Raw genomic sequence first — 24664 nt, 5'->3', positions numbered from 1 at the left:
TGAAGGTGCCGTGCAGCTCTCGTGCCCGCAGCGACTACGGCTTCTTGCCAGGAGGGTTGCCCTGGTTGCCGCCACCGTTGCCACCGTTGCCGGCGCCCGGTTTCGGTGCGGTCGGCGCCGTCGGATTCGTCGGCTTCGTGACCTTGGGCGGTGCCGGGCGGTACAGGTACTTGCTGTCGACGGCCGGGAACGAGCCGCCACCGTAGACCGCGTTGAGCGCGGTCGCGATGGGCTTCACGATCGAGAACTTGACGTTGCCGCCTCCGATGCCCTGGAACGTCTGGCTGCGCAGCGGTACGGCGCCGGAGACGTTGCCGACCCAGGTCGCCTGCGCCACCTTCGTCGTCGAGGTCACCAGCCAGTTCTCGAGCGAGTCGTCGGTGGTGCCGGTCTTGCCGAAGATCGGGACGCCGTCGTCCGGCTTGGCCGAGGTGGCCGTTCCGTTCGTGAGCACTCCCTGGAGGGCGAAGATCGCGGCGGCCGCGACCTTGGGATCGATCGGCGTCTTGGAGCATCCGGTCTTGGGGACGGCGTGGGGAGTGCCGTCGGCGTTCACAACGCGGTCGATCGCGACCGGCGAGCAGGCGACGCCCTTGTTCGCGATGCCCGCGTACGCGGTGGCCATGGTGATCGGGGCGATGTAGTTCGTGCCCAGCACCGACGAGGGGTTGGCCATGTAGCGGTTGGCCTGCTCATCGGCTCCGTGGACGAGCAGATCCTGCGCACGCTCCTTGATGCCGCACAGGTCGAGCTTGGTGGCCATCATGGCGAAGATCGAGTTGATCGAGGCGGCCGTCGCATTCATGACGGTCGTACTCGATACGGACTCGCCCTCGTCGTTGGCGACCGGCCAGGGCGCGCCGCCGATATCGGCACAGGGCGCGCTGGAGTGGAACTGCGACTGCGGGAAGAGGTGCTTGGAGCCGTCGACGCTCTCGTAGAGCGAGTGGCCCTCCTGCAGCCATTCGAGCAGGTCGAACGCCTTATACGACGAACCCGTCTGGAAGCCCTGCGATCCGCCGTAGTTGTAGTCGGTGTTGTAGTTGACCGCGGTGGTTCCCGGCGCCGGTGCAGCCGTGTTGTCGTACGGACGGTTCTGCACCATGGTGACGATGCGCCCCGTGCCGACCTCGACCGACACGTTGGACGCGCCCAGGTTGAGGTTGGGGTCTTGTGCGGGGATGTAGGCGCTCAGTGCGGACTGCGCGGTGCCCTGCAGGTTGAGGTTCAGCGTGGTGTAGATCTTCAGGCCGCCCCGGTTGAGGAAGCTGGTGCGGGCATCCTCGTTCGCGCCGAAGATCGAGCTCTGCTCGATGGTGCGTTCGACGTAGTCGCAGAAGAAGGCGGCGTGGTACTTCTGGGCCGTCATGCAGCCGTTCTGCACAGGCGTGATTTTGGGGACGATCTTGGTGGCCCTCGCGGCGTCGCGTTCCTCTGTGGTGATCTTGCCGTTGGCCGCCATGCGGTCGATCACGTAGTTGCGTCGATCGAGGGTGGCCTTGTATCCATTGGCCTGGCCGTTCGCCTTGTCGGCGGGGCGGTCGATGCGCAGGTTGTCGGGGTTGTTCAGGATCGCGACGAGCGTCGCAGCCTGCGGGATGCTGAGAGCTTTCGCAGAAACGCCGAAGTAGTACTCGGCCGCCGACTGCACCCCGTAGACGCGTCCGCCGAACAACGCGATGTTCAGATAGCTCTGCAGGATCTGGTTCTTGGTGTAGCTCTTCTCGAGCCCGATCGCGTAACGCATCTCCTTGAGCTTGCGCACGGGGTCGACCTCGGTGGCGTCGTTGTAGCAGGCCTCGTACACGGCGAGCTGCTTCTTCTGCACAGCGGCCGTGGCGGTGACGTCGGGCTGCTTGTTCTCGCAGCGCTGCACCAGGATGTTCTTGACGTACTGCTGGGTGATCGACGATCCGCCCTGCACGTCTTTGTGAAGGGCCGTCAGTACGGCTCCGCGCAGAGTTCCCGTGACGTCGACGCCACCGTGCTCGTAGAACCGCGGGTCCTCCGTGGCGACGGCCGCGTCTTTGAGGTTCTGGGAGATGTCGTCCCAGCCGACCTCGATGCGGTTCTGCGAGTAGAACGACGCGATCGCGACCGGCTTGCCGTTCAGGTTGGCGTACATCGTGGAGGCCTGGGCCAGCGGCTCGACCTTGATGTACTCGGGCAACCCGTCGAAGACACCGATCGTGGAGTCGGCTGCCGATCCCGTCAGGGCGACCGCAGGGGTGACCGCTGCCGCTGCCAGCACTCCCGCCACGGTACTCAGAGCAACAAATCCGATGAGCGCAGGCGCCCACGCCCAGCCTCTGCGTCCCGAAGATTTCATGGCGTCATGATACGCGGCGAACGTAGCAGGACGCCCGGGCTTCGATCAGCTTGTGGATGATCGGACGACGATCGACGCTGTGCAGAAGCCGATCTCACGCGCCGGCGCGGAGCTTGTTGCACAGGCGTGCCAGCTGCTCGAGTTCGTCCGGGTCGAGCTTGCCGCCGACGCGTTCGGTGATGGTCTTCATGTGCTCGACGGCGACCCTGCGGAACATGTCGAACCCGTCGTCCGTCAACCGGATGACCGTGCCGCGCGCATCCGAGGGCTCAGGGCATTTGGCGAGCAGGCCGCGGGCGGTGAGCCGGTCGACGAGCCTGCTGACGCTGGGCTGCGTGAGCAGAACGTGCTTGTTGAGATCACGAAGACGGAGCTCGCGGTTGGGCTGACGCGACAGGTTGAAGAGCACGTCGTACTCGTTGAACGAGATGTCTTTGGTGGGGAATTCGGCGGCGAGCGTGCGCATCACCGCGACCTGAGCCCGGAAGAGCGCTTCCCATGCGGTCACGGCGTTCGGCCGTGCTCTCACGCGTTCCTCTGTGCGCATCCGTGCCTCCTCGGTGCCTGATCCGTCTCTCGATGCATTCGCATCATCCCACTACCCGGTGACACCGGCATCGGTGCTGCCACGGATCGCCGGGCATCGGATGCCGGATCTGCGTGCGTGCGGAGGTCTCTGTTCCGCCCGGACCTCCCCGGCGAGTGACGCGAACGGGTGCCGCTTAACAGATTGAGGGCCGGCCGCAGAGGCTAGCGGCCGGCCCTCTCCCTTGCACCAAGAGTGTCCTGCAATCACATTCCGCGTTGGCTGCCACAGCAAACAACTAACGCTCTTGAACTATATAACGAAGAGGTAACGGCCGCTAGTTACCTGTTCGTTATTTTTGCTGCGAGTTTTCTATGCGCGGCTTCGGGTTCTCGATGGGCCCCGTCCGGGAGGTGCCGATCGCCGCCTGCTCCGCGAGGAACTCCGCCCATCCCCGCTCGCCCCGGATCGCGGATACGCCCGCAAGGTTGTCGCCGGCGCGGTACGCACGCCCGACGGCTCCCGGCAGCCGCACAGGAAGATGCGGGTGTCGCGCTCGTCTCGTGCCCAGCAATTCCGTATACGCCGCCACGAGTTCGGCCACGCCGAGCACCTCAGGGCCCGCAATGTCCGGCGCCCGGCCTGCAGGTGTCCCGAGCGCGACCGCCGCCAGGCGGGCCGCGACCTCGTCCACGTGAACGGGCTCGAACCGCAGGCCCGTCGGCACGGGCGTTATCGGCAGTCGCGCGAGACCGCGGACGATCGGCAGCACGAACTCGTGCAGCTGAGCCGCACGCAGCACGGTCCAGGGAACGCCCGACTCGACGATGGTCCGCTCGGCCTCCGCCTTCGCGCGGAAGTAGCCGATCGGCATCCGGTCGGCACCGACCACCGAGATCAGGATGAGGTGCTCGACGCCCGCAGACAGCGCTGCGGCCGCGAGGTTCCGTGCCGCGACGTCGTCCCCCTTGGCGCCGCCCGCGAGGTGCAGCACCGTGCGCACGCCGCTGAGGGCATCCGCGAGCCCGGTGCCCGCCACCGTGTCGCCGCCGACGTGCCGGATGCCGGGCGCATCCTGCTCGGGGTGACGACTCAGGATGCGCACCTCCCGTCCGACGGCGGTCAGCAGGGGGACGACGCGGCGCCCGATGGTTCCGGTGCCGCCCGTCACGAGGATCGGTGCGTTCATGATTCGACTCCTGTCGGTCCGTGTCACGTCGGGGCGTGCTGCCCCGTCGATAGAGTGACGAACGGACTCCGGAGGATGTGACTGGTGGATCAGAAGATTCTCGCGAAACGATTCGAGACGGCGAGGCCGCGGTTGCTCGGCATCTCCACGCGGCTGCTCTCATCGCGCGCCGACGCGGAGGATGCGGTGCAGGAGAGCTGGCTCCGGCTGAGCCACTCCGACGTCTCGCAGATCGAGAACCTCGACGCGTGGCTGACCACCGTGGTCTCGCGCGTGAGTCTCGACATCCTGCGCGCTCCACGCCGCACCCGCGAGCGGTCGTGGGAGGTGGAGCAGTGGCCCGACGACCCGTCCTCGCCGATCGGGGACCCGGCCGCCGAGGCGGAACGCGGCGATCAGGTCACGGCCGCGCTCCTGGTGGTGCTCGAGACCTTGAGCCCGGCGGAGCGCGTCGCCTTCGTGCTGCACGACGTCTTCGGGCGCCCGTTCGACGAGGTGGCGGATGCCCTCGACCGCTCCCCGGAGGCCGTGCGGCAGCTCGCATCCCGTGCCCGTCGCCGGGTTCGCGACGCGAGCGACCCCGCCCGCCCGGATCCGCGGCGCGCCAGGACCCTGATCGATGCGTGGCTGCAGGCGGCCCAACGGGGCGACGTGACCGCGTTGCTCTCGTTGCTCGACGACGGCGCGGTGCTGCGCGCCGACTACGGAACGAGCACACAGCTGGTCTCCGGCGCCGCGGCGATCGCAGGTCAGGCCGTGCTCTCCGGACGACTCGCGGCGCACTCCGTCCCCGTGCTGATCGGGGGACTCCCGGGAGTCGCCGCGGTGCTGGGGGACCGCGTCGTGTCGATCATGGCGTTCGACCTCGCCGACGGCCGCATCGTGGGGCTCGAGGTGCTGGCCGATCCCTCGCGGCTCGCCGAGCTCGGCGTCGCCGCGGTGCTGGGACTGGAGTAGCGGCTGCGTCCGGGCGGCAGCTGACCAGCCGACCGGCATGCACGCACCGCTTGACGCGATCACTCTGAATCGAATACTCTGACTAAAGTATTCGGAGGTGAGTGATCGTGGTGCTGCGTGATGCGAGCAAGCGGCCGGTGGGCAACCCACTGGCACTGGCCGTGCTGTCGTGCCTGTGGGAGCGACCGATGTACCCGTACGAGATGACGACCTCGATGCGCGAACGCGGAAAAGAAGACAGCATCCGCCTGAACTTCGGCTCGCTGTACGCCGTGATCAAGTCGCTCGAGAAGCACGGTCTCATCGCCGTCGCCCAGACCGAGCGCGAGGGCAACCGCCCGGAGCGCATCGTGTACGAAATCACGGACGCCGGCCGGCGCGAGGCCGACGACTGGCTGCGCGAGCTCATCGACACCCCGGTCAAGGAGTACCCGGCGATCGAGACGGGCCTCTCCCTGCTGCCGATGCTGGCCCCGGAGGTCGTCGTCGACCTCCTGAGGAGCCGGCTCGAGCGCCTCGACGCCGAGATCGCGGAGCGCGAGAAGGAAGCGGCCGAACTGGTCGGCCGGCTGCCCGAGCTCTTCATGATCGAGTTCCACTACAAGCAGGCGATGCTCGTCGCAGAGCGCGCGTTCCTCGCCGGGCTGGCAGAGCGCATCGCTGCCCGCGACATCGGCGGGATCGAGATGTGGGAGGGGCTGCACGCCCTTCTCGCCCAAGGACTCAGCATGGCCGAGATCCAGCAGAGGATCTCGGCAGGCGACTTCGGTCAGGAGGTGGCCGACCTGCTGGGCTGAAACGCACCGCACCGAAAAAGGTGATGGCCGGAGAGCGGCAACTCTCCGGCCATCCAAACCCCAGTCGTTCCGTGAGGAACCTGCGTCAACAGTCACCGAGGGTCCGTTCACATCGTACTGCGCAGGCTCGCACGGACGGCTCTCCAATGGAAAGGAAGCCACCGTGGCTACTGCATTACCGTCGGCGCTGATCGCCGACGACCTCGTCAAGACCTACCGGGCGGGCCGGGGCAAGACCCCCGTGCGCGCCCTCGACGGCCTCAGCTTCGACGCCGAGGCCGGGACGGTCTTCGGACTGCTCGGCCCCAACGGCGCGGGCAAGTCGACCACCATCAAGATCCTCTCGTCCCTCGCCCGCGCCGACTCCGGGCGAGCGTTCGTCGCTGGGATCGATGTGGGAAAGCATCCGGCCCGCGTGCGGCGCGCGATCGGATTCGTCGCCCAGAAGTCCGTGGCGGATCCGATGGACACCGGCGTCGAGAACCTGGTGCTCGCCGGACGCCTGCAAGGCCTCAGCGCACGGGGTGCGCACGCACGGGCATCCGAGTTGCTCGACCGCTTCGGGCTCACCGAGCACGCGAAGCGCCAGGTGAAGGGCTACTCCGGCGGCATGGCGCGCAAGCTCGACGTGGCGATCGGCCTGATGCACCACCCCGAGGTGCTGTTCCTCGACGAGCCGACGACCGGCCTCGACCCGGAGGCCCGCGCAGAGCTGTGGGCCGAGATCGAGCGGATGACGAAGCACGAGAACATGACCGTTCTGCTTACGACGCACTACCTGGAGGAGGCGGACCGGCTGGCATCGCGCCTCGCGATCGTCGACCACGGAACGGTCGTGGCGGGCGGAACGCCGGAGGAGCTGAAGAACGATCTGCGCGGTGACGCGGTGATCGTCGAACTGACCGCCGACGGCGACCCGTTCGCCGCGCTCGCCGCGCTGCAGCGTGTCGACCAGCTCCGCGAGGTCGGCGGGGACGGCCGCACACTGCGGGCCCGCTCCGACAACGGGGCGGCGACGCTTCCGCTCGCGCTCGCCGCGCTCGAGGCCGCGTCGGTCACGGTGGCATCGGCCACCGTCGCGCGTCCGAGCCTCGACGACGTCTACCTGCGGCACACCGGCCGCACCCTCACCAAAGCACAAGAGAACTTCGCCGTGGAGAACGCATCATGACAACCATCGCCGCCGGCCGACCCGGCCGCACCACCGCATCACCGACCTTCTTCACCCACACGGCCATCCTGACCGGGCGTCAGTTGCGCGCCGCATGGCGCATGCCGGCGTTCCTGGTGATGAACCTCATCCAACCGATCATCTGGCTGCTGCTGTTCGGGCAGCTCTTCAAGTCGGTCGTCGAGATCCCCGGCTTCGGCAACGGCCAGAGCTACCTCGAGTTCCTCACGCCCGGCATCGTGATGATGATGGCGCTGTTCGGCAGCGCCTGGTCGGGCACGGTGTACATCCAGGACATGCAGCGCGGGGTGATGGACCGCTTCCTCACGTCGCCGACCAACCGGGGCGCGTTGATCGTGTCGACGCTCGTGTACCAGTCGCTCCTGGCGATCGTGCAGTCGCTCGTGGTCGTCGGAATCGCCTTCTGGGCGGGCGCCCGCTTCGAGGGCGGCTTCACGGGCATCCTGTTGCTGCTGCTCGGCGTGGTGCTGCTCACCGCGGTGTTCTGCTCGCTGTCGAACGCGGTGGCGCTGCTCGCCCGCGACCAGACGGCGCTGATCGGCATCTCGCAGATCATCACGCTGCCGCTGATGTTCCTGAGCTCGGCGATCATGAACACGAAGCTCTCGCCGGAGTGGGTGCAGAACGTCGCCGCGTACAACCCGTTCGAGTGGGCGGTGATCGTCGGCCGTCAGGCGCTGAGCGCGAACCCGGACTGGGGTTCGCTGTGGGGGCACGTCGCACTCCTGGCGGCGCTGACCGTGGTCATGGCCGCCTGGGCGACCTCCGCGTTCCGGTCGTACCAGCGCTCGGCCTGACCGCGCGGGTTCCGTCGAGGGGATTTCGTTGAGGGGCGGCGAACGCATCCAACACGGCGGTCTTGGATGCGTTTGCCGCCCCTCAACGGATGTGGCCGGATGCGGGCCGCGTGGGGGTGGCGCGCGGCGGGGCCCTGCGGCTTAGAACAGGTCGGGCGAGGGGGCGCTGGCGTGGCGGATCGACACGTCGGCGTGACGGTCGAAGCGGTAGCCGACGCCGCGCACGGTGCGCACGATGTCTTCGTACCGGCCGAGCTTGGCGCGCAGGCGGCGCACGTGCACGTCGATCGTGCGCTCGTTCGGCGCCTCGTCGTCGGCCGCGCCCCACAGCGACGAGATGAGCTCGGCGCGCTCGATGGTGCGTCCCTCGCGCAGGACGAGGTACTGCAGCAGCTCGAACTCCTTGTAGGTGAGCGCGGCGGTCTGGTTGTCGAGGATCAGGCGCTTGCGGGAGATGTCCACGACGACGCCACCGGATGCGCGGTCCTCGTCCTCGTCGACCGTGCCGGCGTGGCGGTGCTTCGCGATCGCGGCCGGATCCTGCAGGGCGAGGCGCACGACGTCGACGTCGCGTCCGCCGGCTCCCTCCGGAGCCAGGGCGACGGCGGCGTAGGTCTCCGCCGACGGGGCGATCTCGGCGGTGAGGCGCTTGAGCGCCTCGACGATGCGGCCGAGGTCGGTGCCGGACGCGGCGGCCTTGGCCTCGTCGATTCCGACGTAGAGCACGAAGCCGCGGGCCTCGGTGCCGTTCGGTACCGCGCGGATCTGGACGGCGGGAGCGGCCGGGGCCGGCGCTGCGGCGGGAACGGCAGGGGCGGCAGCGAGGCGGCGGGCGGGAGCGGGGGCGAAAGTGGTGTCGATGGTTGCCAGAGACATGGGATGGAGTCCTTTGTGATGATGCGTGGAATCCGCTGCCGCCGTTTCGGCGTTCCCGTGAGGACCGGTACATCCGGTTCAAGAGGTGACGGGGTTGCGAGGATTCGCGTGTTCTGTGTTGGGCCTCAGATCGGCCGATGATCGGATGCGTGAGTGTGGCGCATCCGGGGAGCCAGTGGCCTCGCCCGACTCAGTGGGTCGGGGGCCTGGTGACTCGGCGAAGGGTCGTCAGATTAGCGACACATTCGGCAACACATGACCGAGTCGCGGCCGGGCATCATCATGCCGGCATCCCCAGGGGCCTCGAAGGAGGTCAGGGTACGCGAGTTGTCAGTCATGTTGGCAAGTAAAGCGAACGGTGACGTGCGGTGTCAAATCATTACGTAATGTTTCAGGCGCGCTCCCAGATGCGGGATGCCCGGGGAATGCGGTGCCCGGCAGCGTCAGACCGTGCCGTAGAGGCGGTCGCCCGCGTCGCCGAGGCCCGGCACGATGTACCCGTTCTCGTTGAGGCGCTCGTCGAGGGCGCCGAGCACGATCGTGACGTCGCGACCCTCGGTGGCCTTCTCGAGGGCGGCGATGCCCTCGGGAGCCGCGAGGATGCAGATCGCGGTGACGTCGACGGCGCCGCGCTTGAAGAGGAAGTCGATCGCGGCACCGAGAGAGCCGCCGGTGGCGAGCATCGGGTCGAGCACGAAGCACTGACGGTGCGAGAGGTCGTCGGGGAGGCGTTCGGCGTAGGTGGTCGGCTCGAGGGTCTCCTCGTTGCGGACCATGCCCAGGAAGCCGACCTCGGCGGTGGGCATGAGCTTGACCATGCCCTCGAGCATCCCGAGCCCGGCGCGCAGGATGGGGACCACCAGTGGCCGCGGTTCGCTCAGTCGCACGCCGACCGTCGTCGTGACGGGCGTCTCGATCTCCTGCGGTTCGACCCGCACCGCGCGGGTCGCCTCGTAGGCGAGGAGGGTGACCAGCTCCTCCGTGAGGGCGCGGAACGTGGGAGACGAGGTCTCCTTGTTGCGCAGCACCGTCAGCTTGTGGGTGATGAGGGGATGGTCGGCAACGTGAACGCGCATAGGCTCAAGGGTATCCAACATCTCCCCGGGAGCCCGACGTGAGTTTGCCCGTACCCGCTGCGTACGACGAGTGGATGCTGCGCGCCATCGCCGACGCACGTCTCGCGTTCGGGACCGGCGACGTGCCGGTGGCCGCACTCGTGCTCGACGAAAACGGCGCCGTCATCGGAACGGGGCGCAACGAGCGCGAACTGCGGCACGATCCGACCGCGCATGCGGAGGTGCTGGCGCTGCGCGAGGCGGCGGCGGCCCGCGACGACTGGCACCTCGAGGGATGCACGCTCGTCGTCACGCTCGAGCCGTGCGTGATGTGCGCGGGCGCGATCCTGGCGGCGCGGGTGCCGCGGGTGGTGTTCGGGGCGTGGGACGAGAAGGCCGGAGCGGCCGGATCCGTCTACGACGTTCTGCGCGACCAGCGGCTCAACCACCGGGTCGAGGTGTTCGCCGGCGTGCGCGCCGAGGACTGCGCCGAGCTGCTGCTCGACTTCTTCCGCGCCAAGCGCTGAGCGGCGCCGCGCCCGCGTCCCGTCCGCGTCCCGTCCTCGCGTCGCACGAAATCGAGTCCGAACTTGTTGCAGCGACACGCCGCGATTGGGCGCAAGAAGTTCGGACTCGATTGCGTGCAGGCTCGACGGTGTGGGGGCTCGACGGGACGTGCGCTCAGGCCGGCAGCTGCGCGAGCCACTCCGAGAACGCGCGACGGGAGGCCTCCTGCATGCCGCTCGAATACGCCGCGCGATCCTCTCGCAGGGCATCCGGATCGAGGGCGTGCTCGTCGAGCTCGTTGTAGCCGTCGCTGACCCAGCGCTCGTGCATCTCGTCGGTCACCTCCGGATGGAACTGCACCGCCAGCGCGAAGTCCCCGATCGCGAACGCCTCGTTCGAGTAATCGCTCGACGACGCGAGCAGGGTCGCGCGCTCGGGCAGCTCGAACGTGTCGCCGTGCCACTCGACCACGGGCACCTCGCCGAAATGCCGGATGGGCGACGCTGCGCCGGCCTCCGTCGGTTCGACCCGCCGGAAACCGATCTGCATCGAGTCGCCCTTGTACACGCGCTCGCCGAGGGCGCCCGCCATGAGCTGCGCGCCGAGGCAGACCCCGAGGGTCGGCCGCTCCGCGTCGAGCCGCGCGCGCAGCAGCGACTGCTCGGCCGCGAGGAACGGGTACTCCTCGGTCTGGTACGCACCCATCTCGCCGCCGAGCACGACCACGAGATCGGCCTCGTTCGGGTCGATGGCGGAGACGTCCTCCGTCGTGACGTCGACGATGCGCAGGTCGTAGCCGGCGTCGCGCAGGACAGGTCCGATGTTGCCGAGGTGGATCGTGGGGTCGTGCTGCAGGACGACCGCCGTCCGCGTCACTCCAGACCCTTGATGACGATGGCGTCGGTGGCCGGGTGCTTCTCGTTCGGGTCGATCCAGACATCCGGCTCGATGTAGATCACGCGGGCGGCCGGGACGGCGTCGCGGATGCGGCGCTCGACGACGTCGATCGACGCGGCGACCTCCGCCAGCCGGAACTCGCCCGACACGGCCAGCTTGGCTCCGACGAGCAGCTCGTCCGGGCCGAGGTAGAGGGTCTTCATGTGGATGATGCGCTCGACCTCGTTGCCGGCCAGGATCGCCTGCTCGATGGCGGCGACATCCGCATCGCTCGCGCCCTCGCCGACCAGCAGGCTCTTGGTCTCGATGCCGAGCACGACAGCGACGGCGATGAGCAGAGCACCGATGAGCAGGGTCCCGATCGCGTCGAAGACGCCATTGTGGGTGAGGGCCGTCAGGCCGACGCCGAAGAACGCGAACACCAGCCCGGTGAGGGCGGCGACGTCCTCGAGCAGGACCACGGGGAGCTCGGGAGCTTTGGCGCGGCGGATGAACTGCGGCCACGACATCCCGTGCTTGTGCGGGCGCGACTCGCGCACCGCGGTGCGCAGCGAGAACGACTCGAGGCCGATCGCGATGAGCAGCACGAGAATCGGGATCCACCAGTTCTCGAGCGGATGCGGGTGCGTGAGCTTCTCGATGCCCTCGTAGACCGAGAACACGCCACCGACCGAGAACAGGATGATCGACACGACGAACGCGTAGACGTAGCGCTCGCGCCCGTAGCCGAACGGATGCTCGCTGTCGGCCTTCTTCTTGGCCCGGCGTCCGCCGAGCAGGAGCAGGAGCTGGTTGCCGGAGTCGGCGAGCGAGTGCACGCCTTCTGCGAGCATCGACGACGAGCCCGAGAAGGCCCACGCGATGAACTTCGTGACCGCGATCCCGAGGTTGGCAGCGAAGGCCGCGACGATCGCCTTTGTTCCACCCGATGCGCTCATGCTCTCATCCTAGGATGGCCGCATGAGCGACACGAAGAACGTCACGCTTCCGACGATCGCGCTTCTGGGCGCCGGGTCGATGGGCAGGGCCATCCTGAGCGGCCTGGTCGCTCCCGGAGTGACGGTGGAGGGCGGCATCCGGGTGACCAACCGGTCGAAGCACCGCGCCGAAGAGCTCGCGTCGACGCGCGGTGTGACGGCGTACGCGACCGAGGAGAAGCCGGATGTGAACCGCGTCGCTGTCGAGGGCGCCCGGATCGTCCTGGTCGCCGTGAAGCCCGCGATGGTCCCCGACCTGCTGCGCGAGATCGCGGACTCGCTCGAGCCGGGCACCGTGATCGTGAGCGTGGCGGCGGGTGTCACGATCGCGACCTTCGAGTCCCTGCTGCCCGACACGGTCTCGGTAGTGCGTTCGATGCCGAACACCCCCGCCATCGTCGGCAAGGCGGTCACCGGGATCAGCCCGGGCACCCGCACCGACCCGGATGACCTGGCGCTCGTGCGCGCGCTCTTCGAGACGGTCGGCGAGGTCGTCGAGGTTCCCGAATCGCAGCTGGATGCGCTGAGCACGATCTCCGGGTCCGGCCCGGCCTACGTCTTCTACCTGATCGACGCGCTCACCGAGGCCGCTGTCGGCAAGGGCTTCACGCCGGAACAGGCGAGACAGCTCGTCAACGGGACCTTCCTGGGCGCATCCGAACTGCTGGTGTCGTCGGGGGAGGAGCCGGCCGAACTGCGCCGCCGCGTGACGAGCCCCGGCGGGACCACCGAGCGCGCGATCAGCGTGCTCGAGCAGGCCGACCTCGGCGCGCTCTTCGCCCGCGCGACCGACGCCGCCCTCGCCCGCGCGCGCGAGCTCGCCCAGTCCTAGCCGCCCCGCAATCGAGTCCGGGAGAAATCAGGACTCAAACTGGATTCGGAGCGATTTCTCCCGGACTCGATCTGAGGAGGGCGCGACGAACTCGATGGGCGGCAGTCGTTAGGTGGTCGCCACCTGTTACGAAGATGACCGACCAGCCCAGATCCGACAGCATCTCGCGCCGGGCGATGTCGTTCCGATAGGTCGACTTTTCCCGTCGGTGATGATCGCCCAAGTATTCGATGGCGACACGGTGTTCGGGGTATGCAAGGTCGATGAGCGCAAGAAGTCGTCCTTCGGGATCGACGACTCGCACGTTCAGCTCCGGCTCGGGAAGCCCCGCGTCGATGAGTGCGAGCCGGAGGCGGGTCTCCTGGGGCGACATCGATCCGTATCGAATCCTCTCAAGAGCGCACCGCAGATCACGCACGCCTCTGCGTCGGCCATGTCTGCGCACAGCCGCGGCCATCCGATCGATCGTGGACGATGGCGGAATTCCCGAATACGGCTGGTCTCCGGTCACGAGGAAGTCGCCGACCACCACGAGGTCGTCGATCGAGAGCCGGTGGCTCAACTGCGCCCACACGTCTTCCGCGCCGATCACTCTCAGCCCCTTGATCAGGACCCAGCGCTGGCCGGTCGACGTCAGTTGGTGGGCGGCGATTCCAGCGATCTCCGGAGGTCGGGCGGGTTCGAATACGCTCACTTCGACATCAGATGGCTCGGCATGACGCGGGAGCGGGAAGGCGTGCAGTACCGCGGCTGAAGCGTGGCTGAAGTAGGTGGTCGTCGGCAGGACGGCGGCCGCTGCTCGACAGAGTGCTACATGGTCGGCGAGGTTGACGCCAGCCGTTCTCGCACCGTGAAACGGCCGCTGGACTGCCTTGCTATAGAGATGTGACCGATCGACTCCTGCAGCGCGCGCCTCAGCGTAGGTGAAGCCGCAGCCGTCGAGACTCGGAGGGAGTGCAGGACTTTTTCGCATGCAACATGATTGCGAACTCCGAACGACCCTCGTAAAAGTTATCCACAGGCCGGATCGAGTCCGGGCGAAATCGCTCTAGTGATGTCCGGGGACTGATTTCTCCCGGACTCGATTGCGGGGGAGCGGAGCGAGGCGGGGCTACTCGAGGGCGGCGAAACGCTCGATGTCGCCGGAGGTGCCCGAGACGATGATGAGGTCGTGGTTCGAGACGACGGTGTCGGCCGTCGCGTAGGTGAAGGGCTTGCCGGGGCTCTTCACACCGACGACGGTGACGTGGTACTTCGAGCGCACTCCCGAGTCGGCCAGCCGGATGCCCCGGATCGGCTTCGGCGGGTACATCTTGACGAGCGCGAAGTCGTCGTCGAACTCGATGAAGTCGAGCATCCGGCCCGAGACGAGGTGCGCGACGCGCTCGCCCGCCTCCGCCTCCGGATAGATCACGTGGTTGGCGCCGATCCGCTCCAGGATCTTGCCGTGCGACTGCGAGATCGCCTTCGCCCAGATCTGCGGCACCTTCAGGTCGACCAGGTTCGCCGTGATCAGCACGCTCGCCTCGATCGACGACCCGACGGCCACGACGACGACCGAGAAGTCCTCCGCGCCGAGCTGGCGCAGGGTCTCGATCGAGCGCGCGTCCGCCTGCACCGTGTGCGTCACACGGTCCGCCCACTTCTGCACGAGCGCCCCATCGGTGTCGATCGCGAGCACCTCGCGGTCGAGCCGGTCGAGCTCGCCGGCGGTCGCGGCGCCGAAACGGCCGAGGCCGATCACCAGCACGGGTGCGTTGTGCTTGATGCGGTCAACCAACGAGCGGCCTCTCTTCAGGATTGTGGAACAGCTGCTTGCGCTGGGACTGGGCCAGCGCCGCGGCGAGTGTCACTGTACCAACGCGCCCGCAGAACATCGTGGCCGCCATCACGTAGACGCCAGCGTCGGGGAGCTTCTCGGTGAGGCCGGTCGAGAGACCGCAGGTCGCGAACGCGGAGATCACGTCGAACAGCACGTGTTCCAGCGGCGCCTTCGTAATCTGCAGCAGCACGATCGTCGAGACCGCGACGATCGTCGCACCCCAGAGCGCCACCGCCACCGACAGCCGCAGCACGTCGATCGGGATGCGGCGGCGGAACGCGTCCATCGACTCGACGCCGCGCGCCTCGGCGAACGCCGCGAGGAACAGCACGGCCAGCGTCGTGACCTTGATACCGCCGGCGGTCGAGGCGGAGCCGCCGCCGATGAACATGAGCATGTCGCTGACGAGCAGGCTCGATCCGTGCAGGTCGTCGATCTGGATGGTCGAGAAGCCGCCCGAGCGCGTCATCGTCGACAGGAACAGCGCCTGGAAGACGGTGTGGCCGGCATCCAGGTGGCCGAACGTCTTGGGATTGTCGTATTCGAGCACGATGTAGAGCACGGTGCCCGCGACGAGCAGGATGACGGAGGTGAGCAGCGTCAGCTTGACGTGGATCGACCAGCGACGGCGCCGGCCGGGCGTCCGCCGCAGGTTGGTCGCGATCGCCAGGATGACCGGGAATCCGATCGCGCCGAGGAAGACGCCGATCATCAGTGCGCTGAGGAACCAGTAGTCCGTCGCGAACGCCGTGAGTCCCTCGACGTTGGGCGCGAATCCGGTGTTCGTGAACGCCATCGCCGAGTAGTAGACGCTCTCCCAGAGGGCCGTACCGAGCGGGATGCCCGCGATGAGCATCCGGGGGAAGAGGAGCAGCGCGATCACACCCTCGATCACGACCATGCTGAGCGCGACCGTGATCAGGAGCTTGCCGACGTCGCCGAGCCGCACCGCCTGGCCCTCGGCGACCGGGCCCGCGTGGATGCGCAACGGGTTGCTGTCGCTCGCCGCCATCAGCTTGGCGCGCAGCCCGAGCCGGCGCGAGATGACCAGACCGAGGATGCTCGCCATCGTGAGCACACCGACGGCGCCGATCTGCACGCCGACGTAGACGAGCGTGTGGCCGAACACCGACCAGTGGGTCGCCATGTCGACCGTGGCCAGCCCGGTGACGCAGATGACAGAGACGGCCGTGAACAGCGCATCGGCGAGCGGAGTGGTCGTCCCCGTCGTGGTCGCGATGGGAAGGGAGAACAGCAGCGTGAACACGAGGATGAGCAGCGCGAACACCAGGATGGCGAACCGCGACGGACTGCGGCTCGCGAAGCCGTTCACCGCTTCGCGAACACGGCTGCCGACCGTCGTGCTGCTCGGACGGCCGGGTGCCAGGGTGGCTCGCATGCCTAGATCCTCCCACTGACCGGTTCGACCGACAGTTCCGACATGGTACTCCGCAGGGTGAGTGACTAGCCTGGGGGGATGGCCGACATCTTTGACGTGATTGCCGACGCGACCAGGCGCGACATCCTGGGGGTGCTGCTCGATCGTCATGCCGGAGATGCTCATTCCGCAGGCGAGATCAGTGTCTCCGAGATCGTGGCCACCCTCGAGTTGAGCCAGCCCACCGTCTCCAAGCACCTGAAGGTGCTGCGGGATGCGGGACTCGTCGCCGTGCGCGAGGAGGGCCAGCACCGCTACTACCGTCTCGATGCCGAGCCGCTCGAGGCCGTCGAGGACTGGATCATTCCGTTCGTGGCATCTGCCGCCGATGTCGAGGCGCTCAACGCCGAGCTCGCCGACGAGACCCGCGAATTCGCGAGCACGGTCGGCAAGGTGTTCGCCGACACGAGCCACCGGGTCACCACGGCCGTGGAGCGCGTCACGCCCCGCAAGTGGCGTCGCGACTGAGCGGTCGCCGACCCCCCTTCGCGCACTTTACGCGCGGGACATTCTGGCCCTAGAGTTTCCATTCACAACTCGTGTCACACGAGTACCATGACAGTGGACAGAAGGAAACACAGCAGATGGCACGCGATCTCTCGGATGTGCGCTTCCTGACGGTCGCCGAGGTGGCCGACATGATGCGTGTCTCCCGCATGACCGTGTACCGCCTGGTGCATTCCGGAGAACTCCCCGCCATCCGGTTCGGCCGCTCGTTTCGCGTGCCGGAGTCGGCGGTAACACAGGCTCTCGACAATCACGTCGCCGACACTGCGTGACGTCCGGTAGACTTGTGCTTTGTGTCGCCGCGCATTCCGCGGCCAGCCCCCTAACTTTGTGAGGTCTACGTGGGTTCCGTTATCAAGAAGCGTCGCAAGCGTATGGCGAAGAAGAAGCACCGCAAGCTTCTTCGCAAGACGCGCCACCAGCGTCGCAACAAGAAGTAGACCTCGAGTCTGCAGCTCAAGCGCCGGTCCAGTGGCCCGGCGCTTTTTGCTGTACCCGAAAGGCACAGCGCTGTACCCGAAAGGCACAGCGCTGTACCCGAACGGCACAGCGCTGCACCCGCAGGCCGGCGCGCGCTCGCTAGGCTGAACGGGTGGACGTTGAACTCACGCTCGTCGGCAAGCCCGGCTGTCATCTGTGCGATGACGCGCGCGACGTCATCCACGCGGTCATCGCCGAGCTTCCGGCGGGCGCGCCGTCCGTGTCGGTCGGCGAGGTCAGCATCCTCGACGATCCCGACCTGCACGAGCGCTACGTCGAGGAGATTCCGGTCGTGCTGATCGGCGGCCGCGTGCACACCTACTGGCGGGTCGATCCGGCCCGTCTCCGCACCGCTCTCCTGGAGGCCGAATGACCATCCGCCACGTCGTCTCGTGGAAGCTCGCCGCAGCCGAGGAGTCCGAGCGCGCCGAGCAGCTCGCCGTCATGAAGCGCGGGCTGGAGGGCCTTCCGGCGACGATCCCGGAGATCCTGAGCCTCGAAGTGGGCATCAACGCCCTCGACGGAGACAACTTCGACATCGTGCTGATCAGCGACTTCGCCGACGCGGATGCGTTGGCCCGTTATGTGGCGCACCCCGACCACCAGGTGGTCGCCGGGTACATCCGTTCTGTCGTCGGCGGCCGCTCAGCCGTCGATTTCGAGGTCTGAGCGTCCACCACCCGAGGTCAGAGCGGCGTCCCGGCCGCGACGGTGGCCGGGTCTAGGCTGACGCCATGCTGCCCCAGCTCCCGCCTCGCACGCTGCGTCGGCGAGGTCCGTTGGGGTGGCTCGTGCTCGGCGTCGGCGTCGTGCTGGGCGCGATCCTCATGCTCGCCATCGGTGTCGTGCTGCTCGCTCTCGGGGTGGTCGCCGCCGTCGTGGCGGCCGCGGTCTGGCTCGTCGGGTACGTCGTCGCGTGGATCTGGTTCTTGGTGCAGGGTCCGCGGCGCATCCCGTACCCGTTCCGGCTGCACGCACCGGTGCGCCGCCGCGCGCGCACGATCGTCTTCAGCTCGCTGTACCTGTCGTCGGCGCCACGTATCGTCGGGGCGTCAGCCCGCCTGGCCGGCTTCCTGCTCTCCCCGCTCGCCCTGCTCGCGAGCGCCGTCGGCCTCGTCGCGCCGCGCTGGCGAGCGCGACCGTATGTCGCCGTGTTCACGCTCGCGGGCATCCTGCGCAAGAGCGTGAACCTGGGCAGGCGGCGCGGCTGGCTGCGGGACGGCCACGACGCGCGCGTGCTCGGCTACGACGCGTTCCTCGGCGAGACGTTTCCGCACATCCTCGACTTCTTGCGGTGGTGGCGTGATCCGGATGCTCCGCACGACTATCGCCCGTCGCCCGGACTCGTGGATGTGCCGGCCGGGCTGCTGGGTCTGCACCTCGAGCCGTATCCCGATCCCCTCGGCTACCCGGGCCTCGCTGCGGGAGCTCTGCGTCGGCGGCAGATCACCGGGCTGCGTCAGCTGTTCGTGAGCCAGCGGGAGATCGACGACCTCTGCGATCCCGACCTCGACGACCGCGCCGACGTCGCTCTGATCAGGGTCTCGTCCCGGATGGCCGGGGGCCGCCGCCACTGGATCGTGCAGTTCCCGAGCACCAAGTCGTGGCACCCGCGGGCCGGCGTCGCGCCGAACGACCTCACCGCCGACCTCGTGATCGGCGCCGAGGGGGAGCCGACGGTCACGCGTGCCGGGCTCGAGGTGATGCGCGCCGCCGGTATCCGGGAGGGCGAGCCCGTGATGCTGGCCGGCTTCAGCCTCGGCGGGATGGTCGCCGCCCAGGTGGCGGTGCGCGCGGAGGCCGAGGGGTTCACGGTCACGCACCTCGTCACGGGTGGGACGCCGCTCGGCCGGGTGCCGATCCCGCGCGGGGTGCACGTGCTCGCGCTGGAGCACGTGCTCGACATCGTTCCGCGCATCGAGGGGCGCGAGAACCCCGTGCGATGCCGGAACGACGACACCGGCGGGGCCGCGGGCGGGGCCGCGGGCGGCGCCGACGCGGGTGCCGTCGTGGGCGCGGTCGTGGGAACCGACGAGTTCGTCACCGTGCTGGCCGGCCCTCCGCTCCCGGCCGAGTTCCGCCTGGGCGTGCTGCACCAGTCGACCGCCTACGCGGACACCGCGCGAACGCTCGAGCTCGACCCGCCCGACGAGCGGGTGGCGGCCCTGCTGGCCGAACTCCGGGTCTTCTTCGGTCCCGATCAGCGGCTCGTCGACCACGCCGCTCTGCGCACCAGCACCTCCGTGGTGCAGCCGTCGGTGCCGTTCTATCTGCACAGCACGGTGCAGGAGGGCATCACACGCGGCACCCTGCGCCAGACCCTGCGCCGCATCCCGGATGTGCTGGCCGTCGACGTGTACCAGTCACGCGCCGGGTTCGCGACGACCATCCTCTGGAATGCGGACGTGCTGGTGCGCAGCCTGCGCCCGTGGTTCGCCTCGGTCGAGCGGATGGCCGTGTACCGCGGTCTGCTGTCGTTGCTGAAGCGGCGGCGGGCGGTGGGCATCCATTTCCGGTTGCAGGCGAAGGAGACCCCGGGCGTCACGTGGGAGGCGACCGTGCAGCGGATGGCCGACGGGCAATGGCGGGAGATCATCGACCTGACCTTCGACGACGCCGAGTCGGAGCGCGAGTTCCGTCCGGTGCTGCTGCCGGGCGGCGACGCGTCGACCGTGACGTACTACCCCGCCGACGCATTCGACCCGGCGTTCGACGCGTCGGGCGCCGCGCGGTAGGCCGGCGTCAGACCTGCTCGTCGTCCGCGTTCCCGGCCAGCGCTCGCGCATAGCGCTCGGTCAGCTCCACCATGAACGGGCGGTCCAGGCGCGCCGGATCGATCCCGAACACGTAGCCAGGAAAGTCGAGCTCCCGCTGCGCCGCCCAGATCTCGTCGTGCTGATCCGGTGACAGGATGCGCGCCGGATCGCCCACCGCCACCCAGCCGATCGGCACGGTCGTGCCGGGTGCGAGCGTCGTGCGCAGGTGCACGATGCCGTCGATGCGCACCTCGCTTCCGCGTCCGATCACGGCACCGTTGAACACTCGGGCGCCGGTCGCGATGAACACCTCTGGCTCGATCGTCGCCCCCACGACGTAGGCGAGCGGCCCGACCAGCGAATGGTCGCCGATGCCGACCGCGTTCTGCCGGGTCGACCGGATCACGGCGTTCTCCATCACGATCACGTGGTCGCCGAGCCGCACCGAGCCGCCGTCAGCGGTGATCACCGCGCCGTGCAGGATGCGGCAATGGGCGCCGACCTCGACGTCGCCGCTGATCACGGCGGTCGCCGCGACGGTGGCGGTGGGGTGGATGCGCGGCTGGGCTCGCCCGTGTCGGAACTCCATTCCGCGACCGTACTATGAACACACACTCGCGATCGAGGAGGCCAGCGTGGGACGGGAAGACTTCTGGACGACGGATCCCGACGAGCAGCTGAGGGTGGGTGACGGTTTCGTGCTCGCCGACCAGCCGACCGATGCCGTCTACGGGTTCGACGGCGGTAAGAGCGACGGTCAGAAGGCGCTCGCCGAGGGCGCGACGATCCTCGCCGACCTGCAAGAGCGCCTGTTCGCGGCGGGTGCCGACGGCGACCGGCGCCGCGTCCTCCTGGTGCTGCAGGCGATGGACACCGCGGGCAAGGGCGGCATCGTCTCGCACGTCGTCGGCGCTGTGAACCCGGGCGGCGTGCGCTACGCCGGTTTCAAGAAGCCGACCGAGGAGGAGCTGAAGCACGACTTCCTCTGGCGCGTGGAGAAGGAGACGCCGGCCGCCGGTCAGCTCGGTGTCTTCGACCGCTCCCATTACGAAGACGTGCTCATCGGCAGAGTCAGGAACCTCGCCCCGGCCGAGGAGATCGAGCGGCGCTACGGTGCGATCAACGACTGGGAGCGCGAGCTCGCGTTCGACGGCACCACCATCGTCAAGGTCATGCTGCATCTCGGCAAGGACGAGCAGAAGGCCCGACTGCTCGACCGGCTGGAGCGGCCGGAGAAGCACTGGAAGTACAACCCGGGCGACGTGGACGAGCGCCTGCTCTGGGACTCCTACCAGGACGCGTACCAGCTGGTCTTCGAGCGCACCTCGACGGACTACGCCCCGTGGTTCGTGGTTCCGGCCGACCGCAAGTGGTACGCCCGCCTCGCGGTGCAGCACCTGCTGATCGACGCCCTGGAGCGTCTGGATCTCGAGTGGCCGAAGGCCGACTACGACGTGGAGGCGGAGAAGGCGCGGCTGGAGGGGTCCTAGACTCCGGCCCGGATCAGCCGAACGCTTCGACCACGGGCCGGAACTTCATCGTCGTCTCGGCGAGTTCGCGGTCCGGCTCGGAGTCGGCCACGATGCCGCAGCCGGCATACGCCGTGAGGTCTCCGCTCTCGTTCACCTGTGCGCAGCGCAGTGCGATGGCCCACTCGCCGTCACCGTCCGCACCGACCCAGCCGACCGGCCCGGCGTAGCGCCCGCGGTCGAACGGCTCGAGCTCCCGGATGAGGGCGACCGCGGCGTCGGTCGGGGTCCCGGCCACCGCAGCGGTCGGGTGCAGGGCATCGATGAGGTCGAGCGAGGTCGACCCGTCGCTCAGCGTGCCCTCGATGTCGGTGGCCAGGTGCCAGAGGTTCGGGAGTTTGAGCGTGAACGGGATGTCGCTTGCCGCGAGCCCGGAGCTATGCGGCTCGAGCGCGGAGATCACGCTGGCGACCGCGTAGCGGTGCTCGTCCTGGTCTTTGGTGCTGGAGGCCAGCGAGACGGCGGCGTCGTGGTCGGCCGCGGCATCCGGCCCTCGCGAGATCGTGCCGGCGAGCACCCGGGCGCTGACGGCCCCGTGGTCGACGCGCACCAGCGTCTCGGGGGAGGAGCCGACGAGCCCGTCGACCGCGAACGTCCAGCATTCCGGATAGCCGAGCGCGAGCTCGACGAGTGCACGGCGCAGGTCGGACTCGAGCGGCAGGTGGGCGACGAGATCACGGGCGAGCACGACCTTGCCGAGGTCGTGCTTCCGGATGCGCTCGACGGCCGTGGCGACCGCCTGGCGGTAGCCGTCTTTGCTCAGGGAGCCGGGGAGCAGCGACAGCCGGTACTCGTCGCCGAACGCGGTGGGCCGGGGTGCAGGCGCGGTCGAGGCGCCGGCTGCGTCGAGGCCGTCGATCGCGCGCACGCGGGTGATCCAGCTGCGGCCGTCGCGACGGCCGATGACGAACTCGGGCACGATGAGCACGCTCGTCGCCGCGCTCTCGTCGTCGAACGCGAACGTTCCGAACGCGACGAGCCCGGTTCCCGGCTTGCCGATCGGGTCGATGACGGAGGACCGTGACACGACCTCGCTCCAGGCCACGGCTGCCGCGCGCATGCGGTCGGCGCCGGAGAACTCCAGGCGGAGCGCTTCGCCGACACCGGCGAGCCCCTCGCCGCGTCGCATCCAGAGCAGCGGTCGGCGGGAGTCGAGGAAGGGGATGAGCTGCCGTACGTCGTCGAGGGGGGTGGTCTCGACCGAGAGCGCGGTGGCGCTCGACGCACGTGGCGTGGTCGCTGTAGCTGTCACCAGCCCAGCCTAAACCCGGCATGCTGGGCGCCGGATGCGCGCGGGCTGGGGGTTGAGTGGGGCTCCGCCTGCGCGTAAATGCAGACCAGCCGGGTGCCGCCTAAGCTAGTGGGGTGAGTAAGGCCGACCTCAGCAAGCAGCCCGAGCAGGTCGCTGCCATGTTCGACGAAGTGTCGACCCACTACGACCGCACCAACACCGTGCTCTCGATGGGTAACGCATCGTTGTGGCGGATGGCGACGACGCGTGCGGTGGCTCCGCGCGCCGGAGAGATCGTTCTGGATGTCGCCGCCGGCACCGGCACCTCGAGCGCATCGCTCGCAAAAGACGGTGCACGGGTCGTCGCGGCCGACTTCTCCGCCGGGATGATCGAGGTGGGCCGTGCCCGTCAAGCAGGCAACCCCTTCGTGGAGTTCGTGCAGGCCGACGCCACCGCGCTCCCGTTCGGCGACGACGAGTTCGACGCCGTCACCATCTCCTTCGGCCTGCGCAACATCGTCGACCCGCAAAAGGCCATCGCTGAGTTCTACCGGGTCACGAAGCCCGGCGGCCGCGTCGTCATCTGCGAGTTCTCCCGCCCGCCGCTCGCGGTCATCCGCTCCGGCTACTTCGCGTATCTGCGGTACGGGATGCCCGTACTGGTCAAGCTCGCGAGCTCCAACCCGGTGGCGTACGAATACCTTATGGACTCGATCGAGGCGTGGCCGAGCCAGCCCGTGCTCGCCGGCTGGCTGCGCGAGGCCGGGTTCGAGAAGGTCGCGTATCGCAACCTGACGGCGGGTATCGTCGCTCTTCACCGTGGCTTCAAGCCGCTGACGGCGGCGTCCGCGCCGTCATCCGTCCCAACCGAGGGGGAGTAGTGGCTTCAAGCGTTCCGGCGGTTCGTCGTCCGGCGTCGTTGTCGAGCCAGGTCGGCCTGACCGACAAGATCTTCGCCTCGGGTCAGGACAAAGAGCTCGCGTCCTCGGTCGACGACGGTCTCGCGCTCGTCGAAGAGGGGCTGATCGCCGAGATGCGGTTCGCCGACAACTTCGCCGACGTCACCGCCCGCTATCTGCTCGAGGCCGGCGGCAAGCGCGTGCGCCCCATGCTCACGTTGCTCGCCGCGCAGCTCGGCGAGGGCAACACCCCCGAGGTGCTCAAGGCCGCCGAGGCGATCGAGATCACACACCTCGCCTCGCTCTACCACGACGACGTGATGGACGAAGCACAGATGCGCCGCGGGGTGCCGAGCGCGCAGTCGGTGTGGGGCAACTCCGTCGCCGTGCTCACCGGAGACCTGCTGTTCGCCCGCGCCAGCAAGCTCGTCGCCGCCCTCGGCGTGCGGGCCATCACGATGCAGGCCGACACCTTCGAGCGACTCTGCCTGGGTCAGCTGCACGAGACGATCGGACCGCAAGACGGCGAAGACCCGATCGAGCATTACCTCCAGGTGCTCGCCGACAAGACCGGTTCGCTGATCGCCGCCGCCGCGCAGATGGGCGTCGTGTTCTCGCACGCCTCTGAGGACTACGAGCAGCCCGTCGTGACCTTCGGCGAGAAGATCGGCGTCGCCTTCCAGCTCATCGACGACGTGATCGACCTCTCGTCCGAGGGCGTCGCCGAGACCGGCAAGACGCCGGGCAACGACCTGCGTGCCGGCGTCGCGACGCTTCCGCTGCTGCGCCTGCGCGTACGCGCCGAGAGCGACGCGGATGCCCTGGCGCTTCTCGAGCGCCTCGAGCGCGACGTCATCGGTACCGTCGACGACGGGGCCATCACGCCGGAGGCCACCGCGGCGATCGCCGCCCTCCGAGACCACGACGTCACCGCCCAGACCCTCGACGAGGCGCACCGCTGGGCGCACGAAGCCGTTGAGGCGCTCGCGCCCCTGCCCAAGGGTCCGGTCAAGAAGGCCCTGACCCGATTCGCCGACACGATCGTCGACCGTTCCAGCTGAGCGAGGAAAG

General features: G+C 68.5%; 27 protein-coding genes. 15 read left to right on the top strand and 12 right to left on the bottom strand.

Features of this window, described 5'->3' with window-relative positions; translation table 11 throughout:
* Window positions 1-34 precede the first annotated feature (34 nt).
* The 3 genes from AC1DB1_RS02005 to AC1DB1_RS01995 all read right to left on the bottom strand — a co-directional run bounded on the left by AC1DB1_RS02005 (window position 35) and on the right by AC1DB1_RS01995 (window position 4044).
* On the bottom strand, window positions 35-2251 hold the full coding sequence (locus tag AC1DB1_RS02005; RefSeq protein WP_477199589.1) for a transglycosylase domain-containing protein: 2217 nt from the start codon (window positions 2249-2251) through the stop codon (window positions 35-37).
* 172 nt (window positions 2252-2423) lie between these two features.
* The gene (locus AC1DB1_RS02000) at window positions 2424-2876 is read right to left on the bottom strand and encodes a MarR family winged helix-turn-helix transcriptional regulator (protein WP_271176987.1); all 453 of its coding nucleotides are present in this window, start codon (window positions 2874-2876) and stop codon (window positions 2424-2426) included.
* A 331-nt stretch (window positions 2877-3207) separates the two neighbouring features.
* On the bottom strand, window positions 3208-4044 hold the full coding sequence (locus AC1DB1_RS01995) for an SDR family oxidoreductase (protein ID WP_477199588.1): 837 nt from the start codon (window positions 4042-4044) through the stop codon (window positions 3208-3210).
* A gap of 84 nt (window positions 4045-4128) precedes the next feature.
* Between AC1DB1_RS01995 and AC1DB1_RS01990 the strand changes: the two genes are divergently transcribed.
* From AC1DB1_RS01990 to AC1DB1_RS01975, 4 genes are all read left to right on the top strand, one after another.
* Window positions 4129-5001 (top strand): sigma-70 family RNA polymerase sigma factor, encoded by an 873-nt coding sequence (locus tag AC1DB1_RS01990; RefSeq protein WP_477199587.1) that lies wholly within the window; start codon window positions 4129-4131, stop codon window positions 4999-5001.
* A gap of 107 nt (window positions 5002-5108) precedes the next feature.
* Complete coding sequence (locus tag AC1DB1_RS01985) at window positions 5109-5798, top strand: PadR family transcriptional regulator (RefSeq protein ID WP_477199586.1); 690 nt, start codon at window positions 5109-5111, stop codon at window positions 5796-5798.
* Between the two features lie 163 nt (window positions 5799-5961).
* Window positions 5962-6969 (top strand): ATP-binding cassette domain-containing protein, encoded by a 1008-nt coding sequence (locus tag AC1DB1_RS01980; protein ID WP_271176991.1) that lies wholly within the window; start codon window positions 5962-5964, stop codon window positions 6967-6969.
* Window positions 6966-7787 carry an ABC transporter permease gene (locus tag AC1DB1_RS01975; protein ID WP_271176992.1) on the top strand — a complete coding sequence of 274 codons (822 nt, stop codon included), beginning with the start codon at window positions 6966-6968 and terminating at the stop codon, window positions 7785-7787. Before AC1DB1_RS01980 ends, AC1DB1_RS01975 begins: the two co-directional genes overlap by 4 nt.
* A 141-nt stretch (window positions 7788-7928) precedes the next feature.
* On the opposite strand, the gene AC1DB1_RS01970 is transcribed toward AC1DB1_RS01975, so the two are convergent.
* Both AC1DB1_RS01970 and upp read right to left on the bottom strand, forming a co-directional pair.
* Window positions 7929-8663 carry a winged helix-turn-helix domain-containing protein gene (locus AC1DB1_RS01970; RefSeq protein WP_477199585.1) on the bottom strand — a complete coding sequence of 245 codons (735 nt, stop codon included), beginning with the start codon at window positions 8661-8663 and terminating at the stop codon, window positions 7929-7931.
* 443 nt (window positions 8664-9106) lie between these two features.
* Window positions 9107-9739 (bottom strand): uracil phosphoribosyltransferase, encoded by a 633-nt coding sequence (gene upp, locus AC1DB1_RS01965; RefSeq protein WP_271176994.1) that lies wholly within the window; start codon window positions 9737-9739, stop codon window positions 9107-9109.
* 38 nt (window positions 9740-9777) lie between these two features.
* On the opposite strand from upp, the gene tadA reads away from it, so the two are divergent.
* Window positions 9778-10245, top strand: a complete 468-nt coding sequence (gene tadA, locus AC1DB1_RS01960) for a tRNA adenosine(34) deaminase TadA (protein WP_477199584.1) — start codon at window positions 9778-9780, stop codon at window positions 10243-10245.
* A gap of 154 nt (window positions 10246-10399) precedes the next feature.
* Here tadA and AC1DB1_RS01955 read toward each other — a convergent pair whose 3' ends face one another.
* Both AC1DB1_RS01955 and AC1DB1_RS01950 read right to left on the bottom strand, forming a co-directional pair.
* Window positions 10400-11101, bottom strand: coding sequence for a glutamine amidotransferase (locus AC1DB1_RS01955; protein WP_477199583.1), 702 nt, complete (start codon window positions 11099-11101; stop codon window positions 10400-10402).
* On the bottom strand, window positions 11098-12060 hold the full coding sequence (locus tag AC1DB1_RS01950; RefSeq protein ID WP_477199582.1) for a cation diffusion facilitator family transporter: 963 nt from the start codon (window positions 12058-12060) through the stop codon (window positions 11098-11100). Before AC1DB1_RS01950 ends, AC1DB1_RS01955 begins: the two co-directional genes overlap by 4 nt.
* 22 nt (window positions 12061-12082) lie before the next feature.
* Between AC1DB1_RS01950 and proC the strand changes: the two genes are divergently transcribed.
* Complete coding sequence (gene proC, locus AC1DB1_RS01945) at window positions 12083-12931, top strand: pyrroline-5-carboxylate reductase (RefSeq protein ID WP_477199581.1); 849 nt, start codon at window positions 12083-12085, stop codon at window positions 12929-12931.
* A gap of 34 nt (window positions 12932-12965) precedes the next feature.
* On the opposite strand, the gene AC1DB1_RS01940 is transcribed toward proC, so the two are convergent.
* The 3 genes from AC1DB1_RS01940 to AC1DB1_RS01930 all read right to left on the bottom strand — a co-directional run bounded on the left by AC1DB1_RS01940 (window position 12966) and on the right by AC1DB1_RS01930 (window position 16152).
* Complete coding sequence (locus tag AC1DB1_RS01940; RefSeq protein ID WP_477199580.1) at window positions 12966-13625, bottom strand: hypothetical protein; 660 nt, start codon at window positions 13623-13625, stop codon at window positions 12966-12968.
* A gap of 417 nt (window positions 13626-14042) precedes the next feature.
* Window positions 14043-14711 (bottom strand): potassium channel family protein, encoded by a 669-nt coding sequence (locus AC1DB1_RS01935; RefSeq protein ID WP_271177000.1) that lies wholly within the window; start codon window positions 14709-14711, stop codon window positions 14043-14045.
* On the bottom strand, window positions 14704-16152 hold the full coding sequence (locus tag AC1DB1_RS01930; RefSeq protein WP_271177001.1) for a TrkH family potassium uptake protein: 1449 nt from the start codon (window positions 16150-16152) through the stop codon (window positions 14704-14706). Before AC1DB1_RS01930 ends, AC1DB1_RS01935 begins: the two co-directional genes overlap by 8 nt.
* Before the next feature lie 78 nt (window positions 16153-16230).
* On the opposite strand from AC1DB1_RS01930, the gene AC1DB1_RS01925 reads away from it, so the two are divergent.
* The 6 genes from AC1DB1_RS01925 to AC1DB1_RS01900 all read left to right on the top strand — a co-directional run bounded on the left by AC1DB1_RS01925 (window position 16231) and on the right by AC1DB1_RS01900 (window position 19913).
* The gene (locus tag AC1DB1_RS01925; protein WP_271177002.1) at window positions 16231-16659 is read left to right on the top strand and encodes an ArsR/SmtB family transcription factor; all 429 of its coding nucleotides are present in this window, start codon (window positions 16231-16233) and stop codon (window positions 16657-16659) included.
* A 116-nt stretch (window positions 16660-16775) separates the two neighbouring features.
* Window positions 16776-16970 carry a helix-turn-helix domain-containing protein gene (locus AC1DB1_RS01920; RefSeq protein WP_055889786.1) on the top strand — a complete coding sequence of 65 codons (195 nt, stop codon included), beginning with the start codon at window positions 16776-16778 and terminating at the stop codon, window positions 16968-16970.
* A 69-nt stretch (window positions 16971-17039) separates the two neighbouring features.
* A complete protein-coding gene (locus AC1DB1_RS01915) occupies window positions 17040-17138 on the top strand; it encodes a 30S ribosomal protein bS22 (RefSeq protein WP_003792170.1) in 99 nt (32 codons plus the stop codon).
* A gap of 152 nt (window positions 17139-17290) precedes the next feature.
* Complete coding sequence (locus AC1DB1_RS01910; protein WP_477199579.1) at window positions 17291-17551, top strand: glutaredoxin family protein; 261 nt, start codon at window positions 17291-17293, stop codon at window positions 17549-17551.
* A complete protein-coding gene (locus tag AC1DB1_RS01905) occupies window positions 17548-17847 on the top strand; it encodes a Dabb family protein (protein ID WP_271177004.1) in 300 nt (99 codons plus the stop codon). Before AC1DB1_RS01910 ends, AC1DB1_RS01905 begins: the two co-directional genes overlap by 4 nt.
* Window positions 17848-17912: 65 nt before the next feature.
* Window positions 17913-19913: a hypothetical protein gene (locus tag AC1DB1_RS01900; RefSeq protein ID WP_477199578.1), complete on the top strand. Its 2001-nt coding sequence runs from the start codon at window positions 17913-17915 to the stop codon at window positions 19911-19913.
* Between the two features lie 7 nt (window positions 19914-19920).
* Here AC1DB1_RS01900 and AC1DB1_RS01895 read toward each other — a convergent pair whose 3' ends face one another.
* The gene (locus AC1DB1_RS01895; RefSeq protein ID WP_271177006.1) at window positions 19921-20523 is read right to left on the bottom strand and encodes a gamma carbonic anhydrase family protein; all 603 of its coding nucleotides are present in this window, start codon (window positions 20521-20523) and stop codon (window positions 19921-19923) included.
* Between the two features lie 46 nt (window positions 20524-20569).
* Here AC1DB1_RS01895 and AC1DB1_RS01890 point away from each other — a divergent pair, with 46 nt between their 5' ends.
* Window positions 20570-21424: a PPK2 family polyphosphate kinase gene (locus AC1DB1_RS01890; protein WP_271177007.1), complete on the top strand. Its 855-nt coding sequence runs from the start codon at window positions 20570-20572 to the stop codon at window positions 21422-21424.
* Between the two features lie 13 nt (window positions 21425-21437).
* Here AC1DB1_RS01890 and AC1DB1_RS01885 read toward each other — a convergent pair whose 3' ends face one another.
* Window positions 21438-22715: an isochorismate synthase gene (locus AC1DB1_RS01885; RefSeq protein WP_477199577.1), complete on the bottom strand. Its 1278-nt coding sequence runs from the start codon at window positions 22713-22715 to the stop codon at window positions 21438-21440.
* 113 nt (window positions 22716-22828) lie between these two features.
* Between AC1DB1_RS01885 and AC1DB1_RS01880 the strand changes: the two genes are divergently transcribed.
* Window positions 22829-23575 (top strand): class I SAM-dependent methyltransferase, encoded by a 747-nt coding sequence (locus AC1DB1_RS01880; RefSeq protein WP_477199576.1) that lies wholly within the window; start codon window positions 22829-22831, stop codon window positions 23573-23575.
* Window positions 23575-24654: a polyprenyl synthetase family protein gene (locus tag AC1DB1_RS01875; RefSeq protein WP_477199575.1), complete on the top strand. Its 1080-nt coding sequence runs from the start codon at window positions 23575-23577 to the stop codon at window positions 24652-24654. Before AC1DB1_RS01880 ends, AC1DB1_RS01875 begins: the two co-directional genes overlap by 1 nt.
* The last annotated feature ends 10 nt before the right edge of the window (window positions 24655-24664 follow it).

The sequence above is a fragment of the Leifsonia sp. 10N434 genome (assembly GCF_056394405.1).
This window is presented reverse-complemented; position numbering and strand designations above follow the sequence as displayed.